Origin of the sequence: Caballeronia sp. LjRoot31 (genome assembly GCF_964253885.1) — a bacterium.
In the GTDB taxonomy this organism is placed as follows: domain Bacteria; phylum Pseudomonadota; class Gammaproteobacteria; order Burkholderiales; family Burkholderiaceae; genus Caballeronia.
Window position 1 is genome coordinate 3,896,011 of record NZ_CAXURX020000001.1, and the last position, 16,780, is coordinate 3,912,790.

12 protein-coding genes and 1 pseudogene are annotated in these 16,780 nt (G+C 60.8%); 3 read left to right on the plus strand and 10 right to left on the minus strand.

From position 1 onward, the window contains the following. Positions 1-44 precede the first annotated feature (44 nt). The 6 genes from ACSQ8V_RS17455 to ACSQ8V_RS17480 form a co-directional block, all read right to left on the minus strand. A complete protein-coding gene (locus tag ACSQ8V_RS17455; RefSeq protein ID WP_436206449.1) occupies positions 45-3,395 on the minus strand; it encodes an efflux RND transporter permease subunit in 3,351 nt (1,116 codons plus the stop codon). A gap of 10 nt (positions 3,396-3,405) precedes the next feature. Continuing rightward, complete coding sequence (locus ACSQ8V_RS17460; RefSeq protein ID WP_436206450.1) at positions 3,406-3,675, minus strand: hypothetical protein; 270 nt, start codon at positions 3,673-3,675, stop codon at positions 3,406-3,408. Positions 3,676-3,696: 21 nt separating this feature from the next. Beyond that, positions 3,697-4,638: an efflux RND transporter periplasmic adaptor subunit gene (locus ACSQ8V_RS17465; protein ID WP_436206451.1), complete on the minus strand. Its 942-nt coding sequence runs from the start codon at positions 4,636-4,638 to the stop codon at positions 3,697-3,699. Positions 4,639-4,714: 76 nt separating this feature from the next. Then, the gene (locus ACSQ8V_RS17470; protein ID WP_255631737.1) at positions 4,715-6,283 is read right to left on the minus strand and encodes an efflux transporter outer membrane subunit; all 1,569 of its coding nucleotides are present in this window, start codon (positions 6,281-6,283) and stop codon (positions 4,715-4,717) included. Positions 6,284-6,911: 628 nt separating this feature from the next. Further along, complete coding sequence (locus ACSQ8V_RS17475) at positions 6,912-7,511, minus strand: hypothetical protein (RefSeq protein WP_436206452.1); 600 nt, start codon at positions 7,509-7,511, stop codon at positions 6,912-6,914. Between the two features lie 138 nt (positions 7,512-7,649). Continuing rightward, positions 7,650-8,879 carry a Fic family protein gene (locus ACSQ8V_RS17480; RefSeq protein ID WP_436206453.1) on the minus strand — a complete coding sequence of 410 codons (1,230 nt, stop codon included), beginning with the start codon at positions 8,877-8,879 and terminating at the stop codon, positions 7,650-7,652. Positions 8,880-9,193: 314 nt separating this feature from the next. On the opposite strand from ACSQ8V_RS17480, the pseudogene ACSQ8V_RS17485 reads away from it, so the two are divergent. Beyond that, positions 9,194-9,414, plus strand: a pseudogene (locus tag ACSQ8V_RS17485) (alpha/beta fold hydrolase); the annotation flags it as partial. Positions 9,415-9,451: 37 nt separating this feature from the next. Here ACSQ8V_RS17485 and ACSQ8V_RS17490 read toward each other — a convergent pair. Next, positions 9,452-10,714 (minus strand): multidrug effflux MFS transporter, encoded by a 1,263-nt coding sequence (locus ACSQ8V_RS17490; RefSeq protein ID WP_436206454.1) that lies wholly within the window; start codon positions 10,712-10,714, stop codon positions 9,452-9,454. 270 nt (positions 10,715-10,984) lie between these two features. Here ACSQ8V_RS17490 and ACSQ8V_RS17495 point away from each other — a divergent pair, with 270 nt between their 5' ends. Beyond that, entirely contained in the window at positions 10,985-11,251 is a 267-nt protein-coding gene (locus ACSQ8V_RS17495; protein ID WP_436206455.1) for a hypothetical protein, read from the plus strand. A gap of 149 nt (positions 11,252-11,400) precedes the next feature. Beyond that, on the plus strand, positions 11,401-11,916 hold the full coding sequence (locus ACSQ8V_RS17500) for a GNAT family N-acetyltransferase (RefSeq protein ID WP_436206456.1): 516 nt from the start codon (positions 11,401-11,403) through the stop codon (positions 11,914-11,916). Between the two features lie 202 nt (positions 11,917-12,118). Here ACSQ8V_RS17500 and nudC read toward each other — a convergent pair whose 3' ends face one another. The 3 genes from nudC to glmU all read right to left on the minus strand — a co-directional run bounded on the left by nudC (position 12,119) and on the right by glmU (position 16,655). Then, the gene (gene nudC / locus ACSQ8V_RS17505) at positions 12,119-13,078 is read right to left on the minus strand and encodes an NAD(+) diphosphatase (protein ID WP_436206457.1); all 960 of its coding nucleotides are present in this window, start codon (positions 13,076-13,078) and stop codon (positions 12,119-12,121) included. Between the two features lie 298 nt (positions 13,079-13,376). Beyond that, positions 13,377-15,194, minus strand: a complete 1,818-nt coding sequence (gene glmS, locus ACSQ8V_RS17510) for a glutamine--fructose-6-phosphate transaminase (isomerizing) (protein ID WP_213768207.1) — start codon at positions 15,192-15,194, stop codon at positions 13,377-13,379. 99 nt (positions 15,195-15,293) lie between these two features. Further along, positions 15,294-16,655 (minus strand): bifunctional UDP-N-acetylglucosamine diphosphorylase/glucosamine-1-phosphate N-acetyltransferase GlmU, encoded by a 1,362-nt coding sequence (glmU, locus tag ACSQ8V_RS17515; RefSeq protein ID WP_436206458.1) that lies wholly within the window; start codon positions 16,653-16,655, stop codon positions 15,294-15,296. Positions 16,656-16,780 lie beyond the last annotated feature (125 nt).

Below are 16,780 nucleotides of genomic sequence, written 5' to 3' on the forward strand. Positions count from 1 at the left end.
GCATGGCTGACTGAAGCGCGTCGCATCTGGCGCGCGTCGGCTCGCTAGGCTGGCGCGCCCTCCCCGGCAGGGCTTTGGCCGCTGCCGCTCCCGCCGCCATGACCGTCACCACCCGGTGTCCCACCGTCGTGCTTGCCGTCGTCGTCGCCGCCGTCGTGATGAGGCATCTTGTGCGATACCTCGTCGAGCTTGTCGCCAAGCATTCGCCGTACTGCTACATAGAACACCGGAATCAGCAGCAAACCGAGGAACGTCGCAAACAGCATGCCGCCGATCACGCCGGTGCCAATCTCGTGACGCGAAGCGGCGCCTGCACCTGACGAGATAACGAGCGGGAACACGCCGAGAATGAAGGCCATCGATGTCATCAAGATCGGACGCAGTCTCAGCCGGGCCGCGGTCAGGACGGCATCGCGCAGCGTCATGCCACGTTGCTGACCCTCCACCGCGAACTCGACGATCAGGATCGCGTTTTTCGCCGCGAGACCGATCACGGTCACGAGGCCGATCTTGAAGTAGATATCGTTTGGTACTCCGAATGAGAGGCAGAACGCCAGCATGCCGAGCATGCCGAGCGGCACGACCAGCAGCACCGCAGCCGGAATCGACCAGCTTTCATACAGCGCGGCGAGACACAGGAACACCACCACGATCGACAGCAATAGCAGCGTCACCGCCGACGAGCCTGACAGCAGTTCCTGGAACGACTGCCCGGTCCAGTCCGCCGCGAAACCCGTCGGCAACTGGCGGTCCACGATATTCTGCAGCACATCGATCGCTTGCCCGGTTGAATAGCTCGGCGCAGAGTTGCCGACGATCTCGATCGCGGAGTAGCCGTTGTAGCGCGGCAGCACCGTTGGTCCGAAGCTCCATTTGGCATTCACCACGCTTGCGAGCGGCACCATGTTGTAGGGGCTGATCGACGTATTCGCGGGCGAGGGATCGGCGGGCGTCGTAAATCCGTTCGGCGACGTGCTCGCGACGGTCGATGACGACTGGCTCGCGGTCGTGCTGGTGCCGGCGCTGTTTGTGAAAACGCTCGGCGTATACAGGTGCTGGAGCGCATCGAGCCCCATCCGGTACGGCGCATCCGCCTGGATATAGACGCGCTTCACGCGCCCGCCGTAAGTGAACTGGTCGATGTAAAACGGCGCGAGCTCCATCTGGAGCGTGTTGTAGACATCGGTCAGCGTGAGGCCCATCGCCTGGGCCTGGGTCCGGTCCACCGCGATGTCCAGTTGCGGTGCGCTCGGCAGCGAGTTGGGGCGGATCCCGAACAGCACCGGGCTCTTCGCCGCACCGGCGAGCAGCGTGCCCGTGGCCTGACCAAGCTCTGCGCGCGACTGGCCTTCACGTGCCTGCAAATACATGTCGATGCCGCCGAACTGGCTGAGACCGCGGATGGTCGGCAGATTCACCGCGAAGATCTGCGCATCGGAAATGCCGTGAAGGGTCTGGTTGATCTTCGGAATCAGCGTCATCGCGGTGTCGTCGCGCTTGTCCCAGTCAGCCAGCTTGATGAACGACATGCCGACGTTTTCGCTCGTGCCGACAAAGCTGAAACCTTCTGGCTGGAAAATCCCCACGATTTCCTTGCTGAACGGACTGTTCGAGAGCTTGTCGCGCACCTCGGTCATCACGTGATCGGTGCTCTCCAGCGTCGAGCCGGGCGGCAGGTTGATAAGTGCGAGTACAAAACCCTGATCCTCATCAGGCACGAAGCTGGTCGGCAGCTTCGTGTACAGGAAGCCAGTCAGCACCACGACGAGCACGAATGCGATCATCCAGCGCGGCGCATGCTGCACGGCGCGGCCGGCATGTCCGAGATACTTTTTTGTCGTCCAGTCGAAACTACGGTCGAACCAGCGGTAGAACCAGTTCTTCTTCTCCGCGTGTTCGGGCTTCAGGATCGCCGCGCACAGCGAAGGAGTGAACGACATCGCGAGGAACGCGGAGAATCCCATCGATACGGCAATTGTCAGCGCGAACTGCGCGTAGATGATGCCGGTCGCGCCTGGCTGCAGCGCGGATGGGATGAACACGGCGGAGAGCACCACCGTGATCGCGATGATGGCGCCGGTGATCTGGCCCATCGCCTTGCGTGTTGCCGCCCTTGGCTCTAAATGCTCCTCGGTCATGATGCGTTCGACGTTTTCGATCACGACGATCGCATCGTCGACCACGATGCCGATCGCGAGCACCATGCCGAACAGGGTCAACTGGTTGAGCGTGTAGTGCAGCGCCGACAGGCCAATGAAAGTGCCGAGCAGCGCGACCGGAATCACGAGCGTCGGAATGATCGTGGCCCGCAGATTCTGCAGGAAGATCAGCATCACGAAAAACACCAGCACGATCGCCTCGACGAGCGTGCGGATCACGTCCACGATCGATGCGGTAATAAACGGCGTGGTGTCGTAGGGCACGCTCCACGTGACGCCCTCCGGCAGATCCTTCGCGAGCGCCGCCATCTCGGCTTTGACTGCCTTCGCGACCGCGAGCGCGTTGGCGCCCGGCAGCAGGAACACGGCCATGCCCCCCGCCGCCTTGCCGTTATAGACCGGCGCGAAGCCGTATGTCTGCGAGCCGAACGAAATGCGCGCCACGTCGGAGAGCTTGACCGTGGTGCCGTTGCTGTTCGCGACGACAATGATGTCCTGGAACTGCTTGAGCGACGAAAAGAGGCTGTCGCCCGTCACGTTCGCCGTAAACACCTGCCCTTTCACGGCCGGATCAGCCCCTAGCGAGCCGGCTGCGAACTGCGCATTCTGCGAGGACACGGCATTGAGCACCTGGGTCGTCGATAGCCCGTAACTCTGCAGCTTGTCGGGGTCGAGCCAGATGCGCACCGCGTACTCCGAGCCGAGCAGCGTCGTATTGCCGACCCCGTTCACACGGCCGATGTTGGGCTGGATCTGCGACGCGAGGATATCGGAGAGACGACCTGCATCGATCGCCGGATTGTCCGACTGCAGCGCGACGAACATCAGGATGTCCGGGCTCGCCTTCGCCACCACGACCCCTTGCTGCGTGACCTGCGAAGGCAGCAGCGGCTGGGCGAGCGTGACCTTGTTCTGCACCTGCACCTGCGCGATGTCCGGGTTGGTGCCGGTCGCGAACGTGAGGGTGATCTGGGTCTGCCCGTTCGAGCTCGATGTCGAACTAAAATACAGCAGGTTGTCGATGCCCGTGAGCTGCTGCTCGATCACCTGGGTCACCGTCGATTCCATCGTCTGCGCGCTTGCGCCCGGGTACTGCGCCGTAACGGTCACTTCCGGCGGCGCGATGTCCGGGTACGAATCGATCCCCATGCCGTGCACGGAGATGATGCCGAAGAGGCAGATCAGGATCGCAATGACCCAGGCGAAAACGGGGCGGTTAATGAAAAAACTAGGCATGAGCGCTCTCCTATTTCGCCATGCCGGCCGACGCCGGTGACGCCGCGGGACTCGACGCCACCCCTATGGACGCGGCCGAGGCCGACGCACCTGCTGCCGCCTCGGGCAGCTGCCACGCGACGGTCTTCACCGGTGCCCCTTCCCGCGCCATCTGCACACCCGTCACGATGATCTGGTCGCCGTCTGCGAGCCCGTGCGTGACGACCCAGTTGTTGCCAAGGCTATTGGTCGCCTCTACGTCCTTGCGCGCCACCTTGCCGTCCGCGCCAACCACGAACACATATGCGCCGACCGTGTCGCGTTACACGGCCTGCTGCGGGATCAGGAACACATTGTTCTGCTGGCCAAAATTGACGCTTAGCGACACATACATGCCGGGCAGCAGACGCCGCTGCGGGTTCGCGACGAGCGCACGCATATTGATCGAGCCGGTCGCCGCATTCACCGTCACGTCTGAGAAATCAAGCGTGCCCGCAGTGCCGTACGACGCGCGATTGGGCAGCGCGATCTGCACCGTGGTGTGATTCTGCTGCGACAGATCGATCGAGCCGCTGCTCTGGGACTGCTGCAGCGTCGCCAGATCGGCGGAACTGAGCGTGAAGTTCACGTACATCGGGTCGATCTGCTGGACGGTCGTCAGCAGCGTGCCGCTGCCACCCGTATCAGACGTGCTGGTGCCGACCACCGCGCCCGCCGTCACCTGTTGCTGTCCGGCGATACCGCTGATCGGCGCCGTCACCTGCGTGTAGTTGAGCGAGACCCGTGCGCTCTGGACGGTTGCCTCGTCGGCCTTGAGCTTGGCCGCCGCGCTGCGTTCGGCGGCATCGGAATTGTCGACGGTCTGCTGCGAGACCGAACCGACCGGCAGCAGCTTGCGATTGCGCAGAGCCGTGATGTGGTCGTTGACGTAGGTGGCCTGATCCTCGGCCAGCAGCGCGAGGTCATTATTGAGCTGCGCACGGTAAAAGACCGGATCGATCTCGAACAGGAGCTGCCCCGCGCGAACCGGCGAGCCCTCCGTGTAGGTGCGCCGCAGCAGCACGCCGGACACGCGGGCCGTTACGTTCGCGCTGTAGTAAGGTGAAAGCCGGCCGACGAACTGACGCTCGAGCGGCACCGACTGCATGTGCACCGTCACCACCGCAACCTGCGGCGGCGGAGGCGGCGGCGCGCTTTTCGAGCAGGCGGCGAGTACGATCAGACACAGATACGACAGCGGCGCGCGCTGAGCACGTGACTTCATGAGAACTCCGTTCTTGCTTGAGGCCGGCACACGCGTTAGGCCGCGCAATGCCACATCGTAGGGAACAGCATGTAAGTCAGTCGGCTGACCCCGCCGCGGCAGGTCGTACTGCAGTTTCCGAAGCGGGCGATGAAGCGGCGGCCGGCACCGACGCGACCTCCGCGTCGTCGCGCTGCCAGCCACCGCCAAGGTTCTTGACGAGCAGCACGTTGCTTTCGGCGAGCAGCGCCTGCGTGTCGCGCAGACTCTGCTCCGCCTGGATCAATGTCAGCCGTTGCGTCAGAACGTTCTGCTGGCTGACCGCGCCGGCATCGAATTGCGCCTGTTGGCTTGCGAACAGCCGGCTGTTGCTGTCGTACACCTTCGCGAACGCATTTGCCTGCGCCCGCAGGTGATTCATCGACGACAGGCTGTCCTCCACGCTCTGGAACGCCGTCAGGACCGTATTCCGGTAGTTCGCGACCTCTTCGTCGTAGGTCGCGCGCGCGCCGTGCACGGCGGCCGTCCGTGCGCCGGCGTCGAAAATCGTTTCCGCGAGATCGGGGCCGAGCGTCCAGAAGCGGCTCGGCACGGTGAACAGATGCGCCAGCGTGTTGTGCGCGAAACCGCCCTCGGCCGTGAGCGTCAGCGACGGATAGAACGCGGCTTCGGCCACGCCAATGCCCGCGTTGGCCGCCGCCGCCGTGCGCTCGGCACTCACCACGTCGTAGCGCCGCTCGAGCAATTGGGAAGGCAGGGCCGGCGGCAGCGCAGGTGAAATGAAAGGATAGTCCGGATCGGAGTCGATGCTGAATGACTCCGGCGGTGTGCCGGTCAGCACGGCAATCGCGTGCTCGTCCTGCTCGCGTGTCGTTTCGGTCGCCTGCAGGTCGGCGATCACAATCTCGAGCGTCTGCTGCGCGTCGAGCACGTCGTCGTTCGACGCTTCGCCTTCAGCGAACCCGGTTTGCGTCATCGAGAGAATCCGGCTGTCGATGTCCTGCTGCTCCTTCAACGCGTGAATGTCGAAGTCTGCCTGGCGCAGCTGGAAGTAGTCGGTCGCGACACTGGCCGCGATCGAGATGCGTTCGCCGGCAAGCTGCGCATCCGATGACTCGGCGTTCGCTTTCACTTGCTCGATCTGGCGCCGTATCTGTCCCCACAGGTCCAGTTCCCAACTGACGGTCCCGGAGGCAATCACGCTGTTACCCGCCCCGACGGACGACGAACCGGTACTCGCCGCAAGCCCTCCGATATTGCCGCCGGAACGCGAGCCGGACAGGCCGGCCTTGACGACCGGAAACAGGCCCGCCCGGTCTTCCTCTACGGTTGCAAGCGCGACGCGGTAAGCGGCTTCGGCCGCCGCGATCGACTGGTTCGCCTGCAATGCCTGCTCGACGAGACCATTGAGCTTGTCGTCGCCATACATGCGCCACCACGTGCTCGAAATCGCGGCCTGCGGATTCGCCTCGGCGCGCTGCCAGTCGACGCCTTCCTTGAACCCTTCGGGTACCTGGACCTCGGGCTTGCGATAGTCCGGGCCGACCATGCACGCCGCAAGGGACGTCGCAACGACGAGCGCGATGCAGCCCTTCACCGCGCGCCGTGATCGGGGATGCGTATGTTTTTTGTAAGCAGGCCCCGAGGTCCACGAATCACTTTTCAAGTGCATTCCCTCTGTGTCGACCGGAGTGAGCGCTTACTCTGATCCCATAGCGCCTACTCCGGTCCCATGCAGACTCATTCTTCATACCGGATTGGCAGTCCGACAACGAGACGACACAAGCTTTGTATATTTAACTATCTTAAAAGAAAATTTCAATCTCGATCGCTGCTACGAACGCAATCTGATTGCATCGGCGGCGGCGCGCCGTCCACTATCACCACTCATTGCGCCACAAATGCACCCTGCGCCGCAACATCACTTTGTTACCTGACATGACGCCGGTCAGACGTTGTAAGGTTGGCCGGATTAGCGGGTGAATGCGTTGTCCCATTGTAAGGAACCCAGGACGAGGCTTACCGCATGCCTGCGCTGGACAATCAGCGGATCTCATTTCCATTTATTGATCAGGACACCGTATTTTTTGGCATAACCCGGATCATCTTCTAAAGTTGCCAAAACCCTCTGGAGCCGGATCAGATGACGCACGCGCTCTCCAACAGCCACTCCGGCCGACACGCATCCGGCTGGCGCCAGACTCGCAATTGCAATCAAGTTGCATTATTTGTGACGCACCACCCTAGCAACGGGACGAGCCAAGCTCTTACTCCATCGTGACCCTGGTTCGCGATTAGCGGTCGTCGGAGACGTAATCAGCAAACAGTGCGTTCATGTCGTCGCTGACCCCGTAACCGAAGTTGGCACAAACGCGGCGTACTGCATCGAGCCGAGCGATAAACGCATCGCGTTCGACATTCGGCAGGGAGGCCACCGACTTCAGCGCCTGTTCGTACATACGCACCAGCGCTCCGAAAAAGGCGTCGTCTTCCATCCCAATGTCATCGCAGAATCCAGCGGCCCGCTCGCAATAGAACACCATAAGTTCCGTCAGGCCCTCTGGCCGACCAATTGCTTTCTTGTAGTCGGAGATCGCTTTCTTCGCTTTCGAGACCGATACGTCTTGATTCTTGAAAGCGTCTGGCCATACGCATGTGTCTATGACCTTTTTGTATACCTTCAGGACATCGTTTCCCAAGCCGAATCTGGCGTGTAGAAACGCCTGATTGTCCTTGCTTGCGGCGTACAGGTCCTGGACGAGGCCTAGCAGACCAGCGCGATCGAACGTGGAAAGTTGAGCCTTGATGTCGACCCACGAGGGTTTGGCAGGATTTTTCACGGATAGTAAGATGACGAATTGAGATATGCGCCCACGGCGGGATTGCAGTGGCAATGCTACCGCAATATTTGTTGCGTGATCGTCCGGGACGGGGCTGCTGTGCGGATGATTGGAGTTCGCGTTGAACTGGCATGGTCGTGACGCGTGGCGAGCGTAACAACCGACGATTGCCCAGATGTGTTCGGTCGTTTTTCAGGCAGTATCAGCTTCGGCTTCCGGCCATAGACGCGGAAACAGATATCGGAACAAGGTAATTGGCAATGCGAGTTCAACGGGACCTTTGGGCGTTCTCGAACGAACGATGCCCAGCTTGAAAAGATCCGCCAGCACACGATCCGCGGTTCGGCTCGCTAGCCCCATCATGCCCTTGAACCGGGCTCTGTCCATCGACTCGACGGTTGCCAGATAGGCGAGCGGTTGTGCCGCCTCAGTTCTCAAGAACCGTGTGTCGCTCTTGGTCGCCTCCGCCGCCAGCATCTGGGCTAGCCTCGCCTCAAATGCGGGCATTTGGAGCATACCGTCCATGAAGCCGATCTGATCGAGGCAGAGGTTCATGCAGAAAGCGATAAATTCCACCAGACCGCTTTCGCTCAAAACCCCTCGCCCGTCGTAGTCGCCTTTGCGGCGTTGATCAGCGGCTATCAGATGGTCATAGTAAGCACGCTGGTCACGAGCGAAGCCACGCATTGGGGACCATAGTCCTTGCGTCAGTCCTAACGCCGAAAGTCCGGCATGAGTATGCAGTCGCGCGGTGCGTCCATTGCCGTCGAGAAACGGGTGAATCCACGCGAGCCGGTGGTGGGCCGCCATCAAAGCGATAACCGCGGTTTCACCGGCTCGCGCATAACGGTAGCCTCGATACCACTCGTCCATGAAGTCCGGTACCGTTGCCGGGTCGGGGGGAATATGCGAGCCGACCTTGACACCTCTATCCCGCCATACACCCGGTGTGATTTTTTCCTCTTTGCCATCGTCGTCAATCTGAAGAAGATCCTCGGGCGACAACTGGTCGTGCAGATGCCTATGAATGGCTTGAGGTACGGACGCTTCAAAGAACACATTGGAGTCGAATATGGGGAAAGTCTTTTCGCCCCAGCGCTCGGTGACAATATGAGCGACCGCGATGCGTTGCTTGCGCGCTTCATCAGGCCTGCTGGAGAAATCTTTTTGCAACGCGCGCTCGATCAGCAGCGGCTCGGTATGTTGTCCCTCTATCTTGTTCGTATAGTAGGAGTTCATCGGCCGCAGCGCCTCGCGCAGCAGATTGCGCAGATGCGGCATGCCGTGGGCTGCCAGATCCTTTGCCCGCCCGATCACATCGGCGGCTAATGGGCGCAGGGCGTCCAGCTTCGGCTCGGAAGGCAGCAGCGGATGCATCCGGTGAACCGCGTAATACGGATATTTGGGCTTGGAGACGATCATGGCGGCTATTCTGGCGGATCTTTGCGCGGAAAATTATCGAAAATAATCGATATAATACAGATAGATAGCCGGTTCATGGCGAATCTTGTGGCGTCAAGACCGATCGCCTTGACGTACCGTAAAGCATATCGAAGGCGCGCTTAACCCGAGCCCGCAATGTCCGCTTCTCAAGCGGTATGTTGGCCTCGATGAGGCGGGCCCGGTTATCCGTCGCGAGCAAGCCTGAGCAAGCTCGCATGCTTCACGGCGAGAACACGGGTGCCGGCACGATCACCGTTGATTATGATAGTCCGATCGGCCCAAACCGTGCGCGCAACGATATGGACACCTACGCAGCCGACGTTGCCGAACTCAACAAGGCGCTCGATCTCAAGAATGCGGGCACATCGGTCATTCCACGGGCGGAGGCGAGGTGACACGGTATGTCGCCCGACACGGCACCGGCACCGGGAACGGACGCGTAACGAAGGCGGCGCTCATCAGCGAAATTCCGCCGCTCTTTATCCAATCGGAAAAGAACCCTGACGGCGTTCCAGGGAAATCAGATCGCCTGAGCGGCCGCCGGTTACGCGCTACGCCGCCTTGCCATTGCGGCACACGGCTGCGTCGGGCTGCAGTTGAGCCAGATGTCGCAGCAGCTTCGTCACCATCCAGACCACCCCGAACGCGAGGATCACGAAGAACACCGCGAGCGGCGTCAGGACCTGCACCGACAAGAAGCCGGCGAGCCCCATCATTGCCGACGACACGAGCAGCAGTGCACATCCGAGGATCGCGCTTGTCAGGCCCGCGATATGCGGGAACAGGGAATTGCCCTTGGCCATCAACGTCGGATACATCGCGCCTGCGCAGAACCCCATCACGAGCACCGGTGTCGCGAGCGTCCATACGCGCAGGCCGACCGTCAGCGCAAGTAACAGCATCGCAATCGACGTGGCCGCCATCAAGCGCGCACCGATGTACAGCCGCTGTTCCGGGGTCGGCAGACGCGGGCCGTGCATACGGTTCGACAGGCCGCCCAGGAAATACATCATCCCGATGCCGAGCGCGAGGTAGCCGAAATAGGTCGGGGGCTTGTGCAGCGTGTTCTGCACCATGAACGGTCCGATGATGTTGAAGACGAGCAAGATGCTGTAGCACAGGCCCTGGGCGAGGAAGCAACTCTGGAACACCGGACTCGAGAGCACCTTGCCCGCGTTTGTCATCAGCGCGCGCGGCTCCAGGCGCATCGGGCGCAGCAACGTTTCTCGGTATCGCCAGATCACCGCCCACATTACAAGCGAATAGACGAGCAGGAAGACGAGGCAGGCCTTCCAGCCAAACAACGTCTGCAGGTGGGCGCCAATCACGGGCGCCACGATCGGCGCAAGCCCCCACGCGATTGCCATGTAGGTGAACGCATGCATCAGCGCCTGCCCAGAAAACGAGTCGGTGATGATTGCCTTCGCGAGCAGGTTCGTGGCGGCGATGCCGAAGCCCTGCAGGCAGCGGGCGAGGAGAAACGTCTCCAGATTCGGCGCGGCGAGCGACAGCAGGCAGCCGATCGTGAAAATGACGAGGCCGAAAGCCAGTACGGGTTTGCGTCCGTATGCATCGGCTACGGGCCCGAAGACGAGTTGGCCGAGCGCGTAAGCCGCCATGTAGCCGGAAACGCTCGACTGGATTGCCTGAGGCGAAGTAGCGAAGAAACGCGCCATCGCGGGTAGCGCCGGCACGTAGATGTCGATCGCGAGCTGCCCGGCGGAGGCGAACAGGCAGATCAGGAACAGCAGGAAGCGCGGCGAATTCGGCACGGGCGCGGGAGGGACAGGACGGTCGAGGATAGTGTGGTTCATGAAAGCATCGAAGAGGCGAATTCGGTGATGCGGTATCGGCGCATTCGAATATCGAGCACGACGCGTTTCGGCGGCATCGCTGCGTATTGTGCCTGTCATCTTGCAATTCGACACGATGCCCATTGCGGGTGCATGTGTTTGATAGTTGCGTCGCGTCCTTCTGTGGGCGGCTACCGCCCGCGCAGTCGGCCGTAGCGGTCGATGCAAAGCACCACTTGATCGTTGGAACCTGAGTCTCAGCGTGTCTATCACCTCACGGGCCCACGTGCCATGACGACGCATGAAATTGCAGACGAACTTTCACGACTGCTAGGCCGCAAAGTCATTTATGGGGAGCGAACCCTCGAACAGAAGCGAGATGTTCTGCTGGCAGAAGGGCTTCCGGCGTTCGTCGCGGACCTGCTTGTCGGTCTCGACCAGGCATTCCGCGACTCGGCAATGAGCGAAACGACCACGACTGTCCAGGAGGTGACGGGAGAAGCTCCTTTGCCTCTGACCCGCTGGCTTGTAGAAAACATCGCCATTTTTCAGAAGTAGAGCTACCGCTTGAGCGCCCAGTCTGATACGTCAGCCGTTACCCGGGCGCAAGCCTTGGCACCTCCACGAAAAACGACCGTGTGGCCCGCTTTCACTGTGACGGCATGCTGCTAACATTCGCTCTCCCGTAGCTATCAAAGGGATAAGTGATGACAAAAAGAATCATCCGTATGGCAGGGGAAGGGGACGTACCGGCTCTCACGCAAATCCGTAACGATGCGCACGCAAAGAAGGTGGCGCACTGCGACTATGCGTGGGGCAAGGAAGGAGACGGATTTTCCGAGAGATGGGTACTAAACAATGTTTCCCAAAAAGAAGTGTATGTCGTCGAGCAAGATGGAACGTCCGTCGGAACGTTTTCGCTCGATTTCGACGATGACAGCCACTGGGGGCCGCAAGAACCGATCGCCGGTTATGTACATGGGCTTTGTGTGAGAAAAGGTTTTAACGGACGTGGACTTGGCAGCTTCATGCTTGATTGGTGTGCTAACAAGGTGAGCGGCATGAACCGGCGTTTTGTTCGGCTCGACTGCGACGTCCAAAACGCGAAGCTATGCGCCTACTACGAGTCGCTTGGCTTTATCCGCGTAGGACTGAAACCAGACGGCTATGTCTGGTCACTGTACGAAAAACTGGCCTACCAGCTTTCGACCGGACGACCGTGAAAGTTGAAGTCACTGACGCGCGGAATGAGTCGGACGGACGAGGCAGGTCGGCGCGCGTCATTCGAATCGGGCCGATGGGATAAGCTTGAGGGACTGCCAGAATCGGTCCCCACCGACGCCTTACGCCGGAGTGAGCGATCCAGCTTCTGGCCTCGCGCACCAGGCGATTCCGTGCAATTGCAAGCGCTCCTTTTGCGGACGTTCAGCCGAGCAATACCGAGTCGCCCTTCTCGACGTACGCCTGCACCAAATGATGAGCAATGGCGAACGGCTTGGGCGTCGACAGCCCATCCGCATGCGTTCCCGCGAGCATCGCCGCAACCTCCTGGCGCGAGAACCAGCGGGCGTCCTCGAGTTCATCCGTATCGACGACGATGTCGGTATCGCTCGCCTGCGCAAAGCAGCCGATCATCAGCGATGAAGGAAACGGCCACGGCTGCGACGCGAAGTAGACAACCTGTGCACACTTCACGCGAGCCTCCTCCATCACTTCGCGGCGCACGGCGTCTTCCGCGGTCTCGCCAGGTTCAACGAAACCAGCAAGCGCCGAGTACATGCCAGGGGCGAATTGACGCTGGCGTCCGAGCAGACACCGTTCGCCGTCTATCACCAGCATGATTACGACTGGATCCACCCGCGGGAAATGGCGTGTGCTGCAAACATCGCAGATGCGTTGCCAGCCGGCCGCCGTGACGCGGCTTGGAGAGCCGCAGTTTGCGCAGAAGGAGTGGCGGCGATGCCAGTCGAGCATCGACTTCGCCTCGGCCAGTATTCCGAGCACGCCCGCAGCGACGAGGTCTTGCAGCGCGAGCGAGCGAAGATCGATGCGGTCATAGCCGGTGCCTGGCGATGGGTCCTCCGGGGCAGGGTTGAATGCGAAGCCGAGCGCAAAGCGTCCGCTGCCGTCGGTGTCTTCCCCGAGGAAGATGCTATGAAGCGGCTGGCCGAAGGCAGCGGTCTCGCTGGCGACGAACCAAGGGTCATGCCCGCTGCCTCGCTTGAGCAAGGGGACGTCGCCGTCGAAGACAAGAAAGCGCGCGGCCGGGTCGCCGCGTAGGTGCTCGAAGAAGGCGTGGTCGTCCCGCTTGTCGGAGCGGCGGTCGAGGGGGTTGAAGTTAAAGCCGATGGACGCGGAAGAGGCAATCATCACGGTCGTTGACATAGGGGCGAGAGGAGCCGCAAGTATGGCACGGGGTTCAGTCCGGTCGCTCGCCGGGGTTGCAATTGAAGAAACCGATGGTCTTCGGTCCGCATGCCTCGTTTGCGACTTCAAGCCCTATCGTTCGTTGTCCGGTCATTGCCGTAGCAGCGACTAAACCTTCGCACAAACGAACGGATGACGATGGAATGTTGGTGGATGCAGCGCTGATGTCACTCGCAGTGCTCGGTTATCTGGAATGCTGCGCGATGATTACAGTTGGCAACGACGTATCCGAGCTTGGTCTGCGAAACATCCCCCCTCACTCCACCGTCACGCTCTTCGCCAAATTCCTGGGCTTATCCACATCCGTCCCTCTGGCACAAGCCGTGTGATAAGCCAGCAACTGCAGCGGCACGACATGAAGAATGGGTGAAAGCAACCCATAATGCTCAGGCATCCTTATAACGTGAATCCCATCCTCGCTAACGATCCGCGTATCGGAATCGGCGAAAACATACAACTCGCCGCCTCGCGCCCTGACCTCTTGCATATTCGACTTCAGCTTCTCCAGAAGCGTGTCATTAGGCGCCACCGTCACCACCGGCATAGCCTCAGTCACCAGCGCCAAAGGCCCATGCTTCAACTCCCCGGCCGGATAAGCTTCCGCATGAATATACGAAATCTCCTTAAGCTTCAACGCGCCTTCAAGCGCGATCGGATAATGCAACCCGCGCCCGAGGAACAGCGCATTCTCCTTGCGTGAAAACTCCTCCGACCACGCAATAATCTGCGGCTCCAGCGCCAATACGCTATTCAGCGCCGCCGGCAAATGCCGCAACTGCGTCAGATAATCGGTTTCCTGCTTCTCACTCACATGCCCACGCAACGTCCCAAGCGTGACAGCCAGCACAAACATCCCGACCAACTGCGTAGTAAACGCTTTAGTCGAAGCTACCCCAATCTCGGTCCCCGCATGCGTGAGAAACGCGAGCTTCGTCAACCGGACCATCGCGCTGGAAGCGACATTGCAAACCGCCAGCGTATGTTTATGTCCCAGCGCTTGCGCATGCTTCAACGCGGCGAGCGTATCGGCGGTCTCGCCCGACTGCGAAATCACTACAACCAAAGCTCGTGGATTCGGTACCGATTCGCGATACCGGTACTCACTCGCAATCTCCACTTGCGTCGGAATCTTCGCAACCGATTCAAGCCAGTACTTCGCCGTCATGCCCGCATACGAACTTGTGCCGCACGCAAGAATAAGCACGCTGTCGATATCGGCGAAAACCTCTGCCGCGTCCGCCCCGAACAACTCTGCTGCGAACCGATCGGTTTGAGGAATGGTGTCGGTGATCGCGCGCGGCTGCTCGAAGATTTCCTTCTGCATGAAATGCCGATACGGCCCAAGCTCAACCGCGCCGCCATACGCTGCGACCACGCGCACTTCGCGCTCGGCCGGCATTCCATCACGATCGACAATCTTCACGCCATCCAGCGTGATCTCGACCACATCGCCTTCATCGAGGAACGCAAAACGATCCGTGCTGCCGGCGAGCGCGAGCGCATCGGAGGCGAGGAAATTCTCGCCGTCACCCACGCCTACAACCAGCGGCGACCCCTGCCGTGCGCCGACAACCGTATGCGGCTGATCCTTGTGGATCACGGCAATGGCGTACGCGCCATGCAACTCCTTCACGGCGTCGCGCACGGTCTGAAACAGATCGCCGCGATACATGCTGTGGATCAAATGCGCGATGACTTCGGTATCTGTCTGCGAGACGAACTCGTAGCCCTTCCCGCGCAGCATGGTCCGCAAGGTCTCGTAATTCTCGATGATCCCGTTATGCACCAGCGCCAGTTCGTTACGCGAAAAGATGGGATGTGCGTTGTCCGTGACGGGCGCGCCGTGGGTCGCCCAACGCGTGTGCGCAATGCCAGTTACGCCTTCCAGATGCGTATCGCGAACCTGATCGGCGAGATCGGCCACGCGCGCAACGCTGCGCGCGCGCTTCGGTTCGCCATCGGCAATCACGGCTACACCGCAAGAGTCGTAGCCGCGATATTCAAGCCGCCGCAGACCTTCGACCAGCACCGATACGATGTTACGTTGCGCAACCGCGCCGACAATTCCGCACATGGCGTTGTCCTTTTCAGATTGTTTTTGAATCGCTCGAAAACGCCCGGCGCTCGCCGCCAGGGCGCGCGCTCAAGCACATGACAGAGCCGTCCGTATTGTTCAAGCTTTCTTTTTTATCGGCCGTACGTAACCGCTCTTACTGACCTGAGTTTTTTCGTTCAGCACGAGCTGATCTTCCGCGACATCCTTCCAGACGGTCGTCCCAGCCGCGATGGAAGCACCTCGCCCCACTCGCACCGGCGCAACGAACTGTGTGTCCGAGCCCACAAACACATCGTCCTCGATCACCGTCCGGAATTTGTTCGCGCCGTCGTAGTTGCACGTGATCGTGCCCGCACCGATATTCACTCGCGCCCCAATATCCGAGTCGCCGATATAGCTCAAATGGTTCGCCTTCGACCCACGCCCGAATACCGCGTTTTTCACTTCGACGAAGTTGCCCACGTGCGCTTCGTCACCGAGCACCGCGCCCGGCCGCAAGCGCGCATACGGCCCCAGCACGACATTCGCGCCGGTCGTGCCGCCCTCAATGTGCGTGAATGCATCAATCCGCGTCCCCGTGCCAATTGACGCGTTGCGAATCACGCAATTCGGGCCGACGGTCACGTTATCCGCCAGCGTGACGTCGCCTTCGAAGACGCAATTCACGTCGATGGAAACATCGCGTCCGCAGGTCAGCGTGCCGCGCACATCAATGCGCGCGGGGTCCAGCAGCGTGACGCCGGCGGCCAGCAGCGCCTCGGCGACGTTGCCTTGATGAATCCGTTCGAGTTCGGCGAGTTGCTGCTTGCTGTTCACGCCGAGCGTTTCCCACTCTTCGTCCGGTTGCGATGTAACCACGTCAATGCCGGCTTCGAGCGCGCGCTCGACGACATCGGTGAGATAAAACTCGCCCTGCACGTTGTCGTTTTTTAGCGATGCCAGCCATTCGCCCAACTGCGCGGTCGGCGTAATGACGATGCCCGTGTTGATCTCGGCAATCGTCAACTGCCCGGCATTGGCGTCTTTCTGCTCGACAATGCACTGCACGGCGCCGGTTGGATCACGCACGATGCGGCCGTACCCGGTCGGATCGTCCAGCGTGACGGTCAGGACGCCGTAGCGGCCGTTGGCGGCGGTATCGGCCAGGCGTTGCAGCGTGCTGACGCGGGTGAGCGGCACATCGCCGTAAAGAATGAGCGTTGGCACGGAAAGGTCGAGCAGCGGCAGCGCTTGCTGAACCGCGTGGCCGGTGCCCAGTTGCTGGTCCTGCACGGCGAACTGGACATCGGGTGCGCCGACTGCCTTTTGAACCTGTTCCGCCCCGTGTCCGATCACGACGACAAGCCGTGTGGGCTTGAGCGCGCGCGCAACGTCGAGCACATGGGAAAGGAGCGGCCGGCCAGCCAGGGGATGAAGGACTTTCGGCAAGGCGGAACGCATGCGCTTGCCCGTGCCTGCCGCCAAAATAACAATGTTCATGGCGTCAGCTTCGTGGAAGTGTTTGGAGCCGCCAATATAGCACGCGCACGTGGGCGGCAAAACCCGCGCCGGCCTTGCTGAGTAACGTTTCTGCGGGCTTGCAACACACTGTTTCAATCTCGCGA

What these genes read in the sequence shown, in the direction of transcription:
- ACSQ8V_RS17455 (WP_436206449.1), bottom strand. Translation starts at nt 3,395, where the DNA reads ATGCCTAGTTTTTTCATTAACCGCCCCGTTTTCGCCTGGGTCATTGCG.
- ACSQ8V_RS17465 (WP_436206451.1), bottom strand. Translation starts at nt 4,638, where the DNA reads ATGAAGTCACGTGCTCAGCGCGCGCCGCTGTCGTATCTGTGTCTGATC.
- ACSQ8V_RS17480 (WP_436206453.1), bottom strand. Translation starts at nt 8,879, where the DNA reads ATGATCGTCTCCAAGCCCAAATATCCGTATTACGCGGTTCACCGGATG.
- ACSQ8V_RS17490 (WP_436206454.1), bottom strand. Translation starts at nt 10,714, where the DNA reads ATGAACCACACTATCCTCGACCGTCCTGTCCCTCCCGCGCCCGTGCCG.
- ACSQ8V_RS17495 (WP_436206455.1), top strand. Translation starts at nt 10,985, where the DNA reads ATGACGACGCATGAAATTGCAGACGAACTTTCACGACTGCTAGGCCGC.
- ACSQ8V_RS17500 (WP_436206456.1), top strand. Translation starts at nt 11,401, where the DNA reads ATGACAAAAAGAATCATCCGTATGGCAGGGGAAGGGGACGTACCGGCT.
- nudC (WP_436206457.1), bottom strand. Translation starts at nt 13,078, where the DNA reads ATGTCAACGACCGTGATGATTGCCTCTTCCGCGTCCATCGGCTTTAAC.
- glmS (WP_213768207.1), bottom strand. Translation starts at nt 15,194, where the DNA reads ATGTGCGGAATTGTCGGCGCGGTTGCGCAACGTAACATCGTATCGGTG.
- glmU (WP_436206458.1), bottom strand. Translation starts at nt 16,655, where the DNA reads ATGAACATTGTTATTTTGGCGGCAGGCACGGGCAAGCGCATGCGTTCC.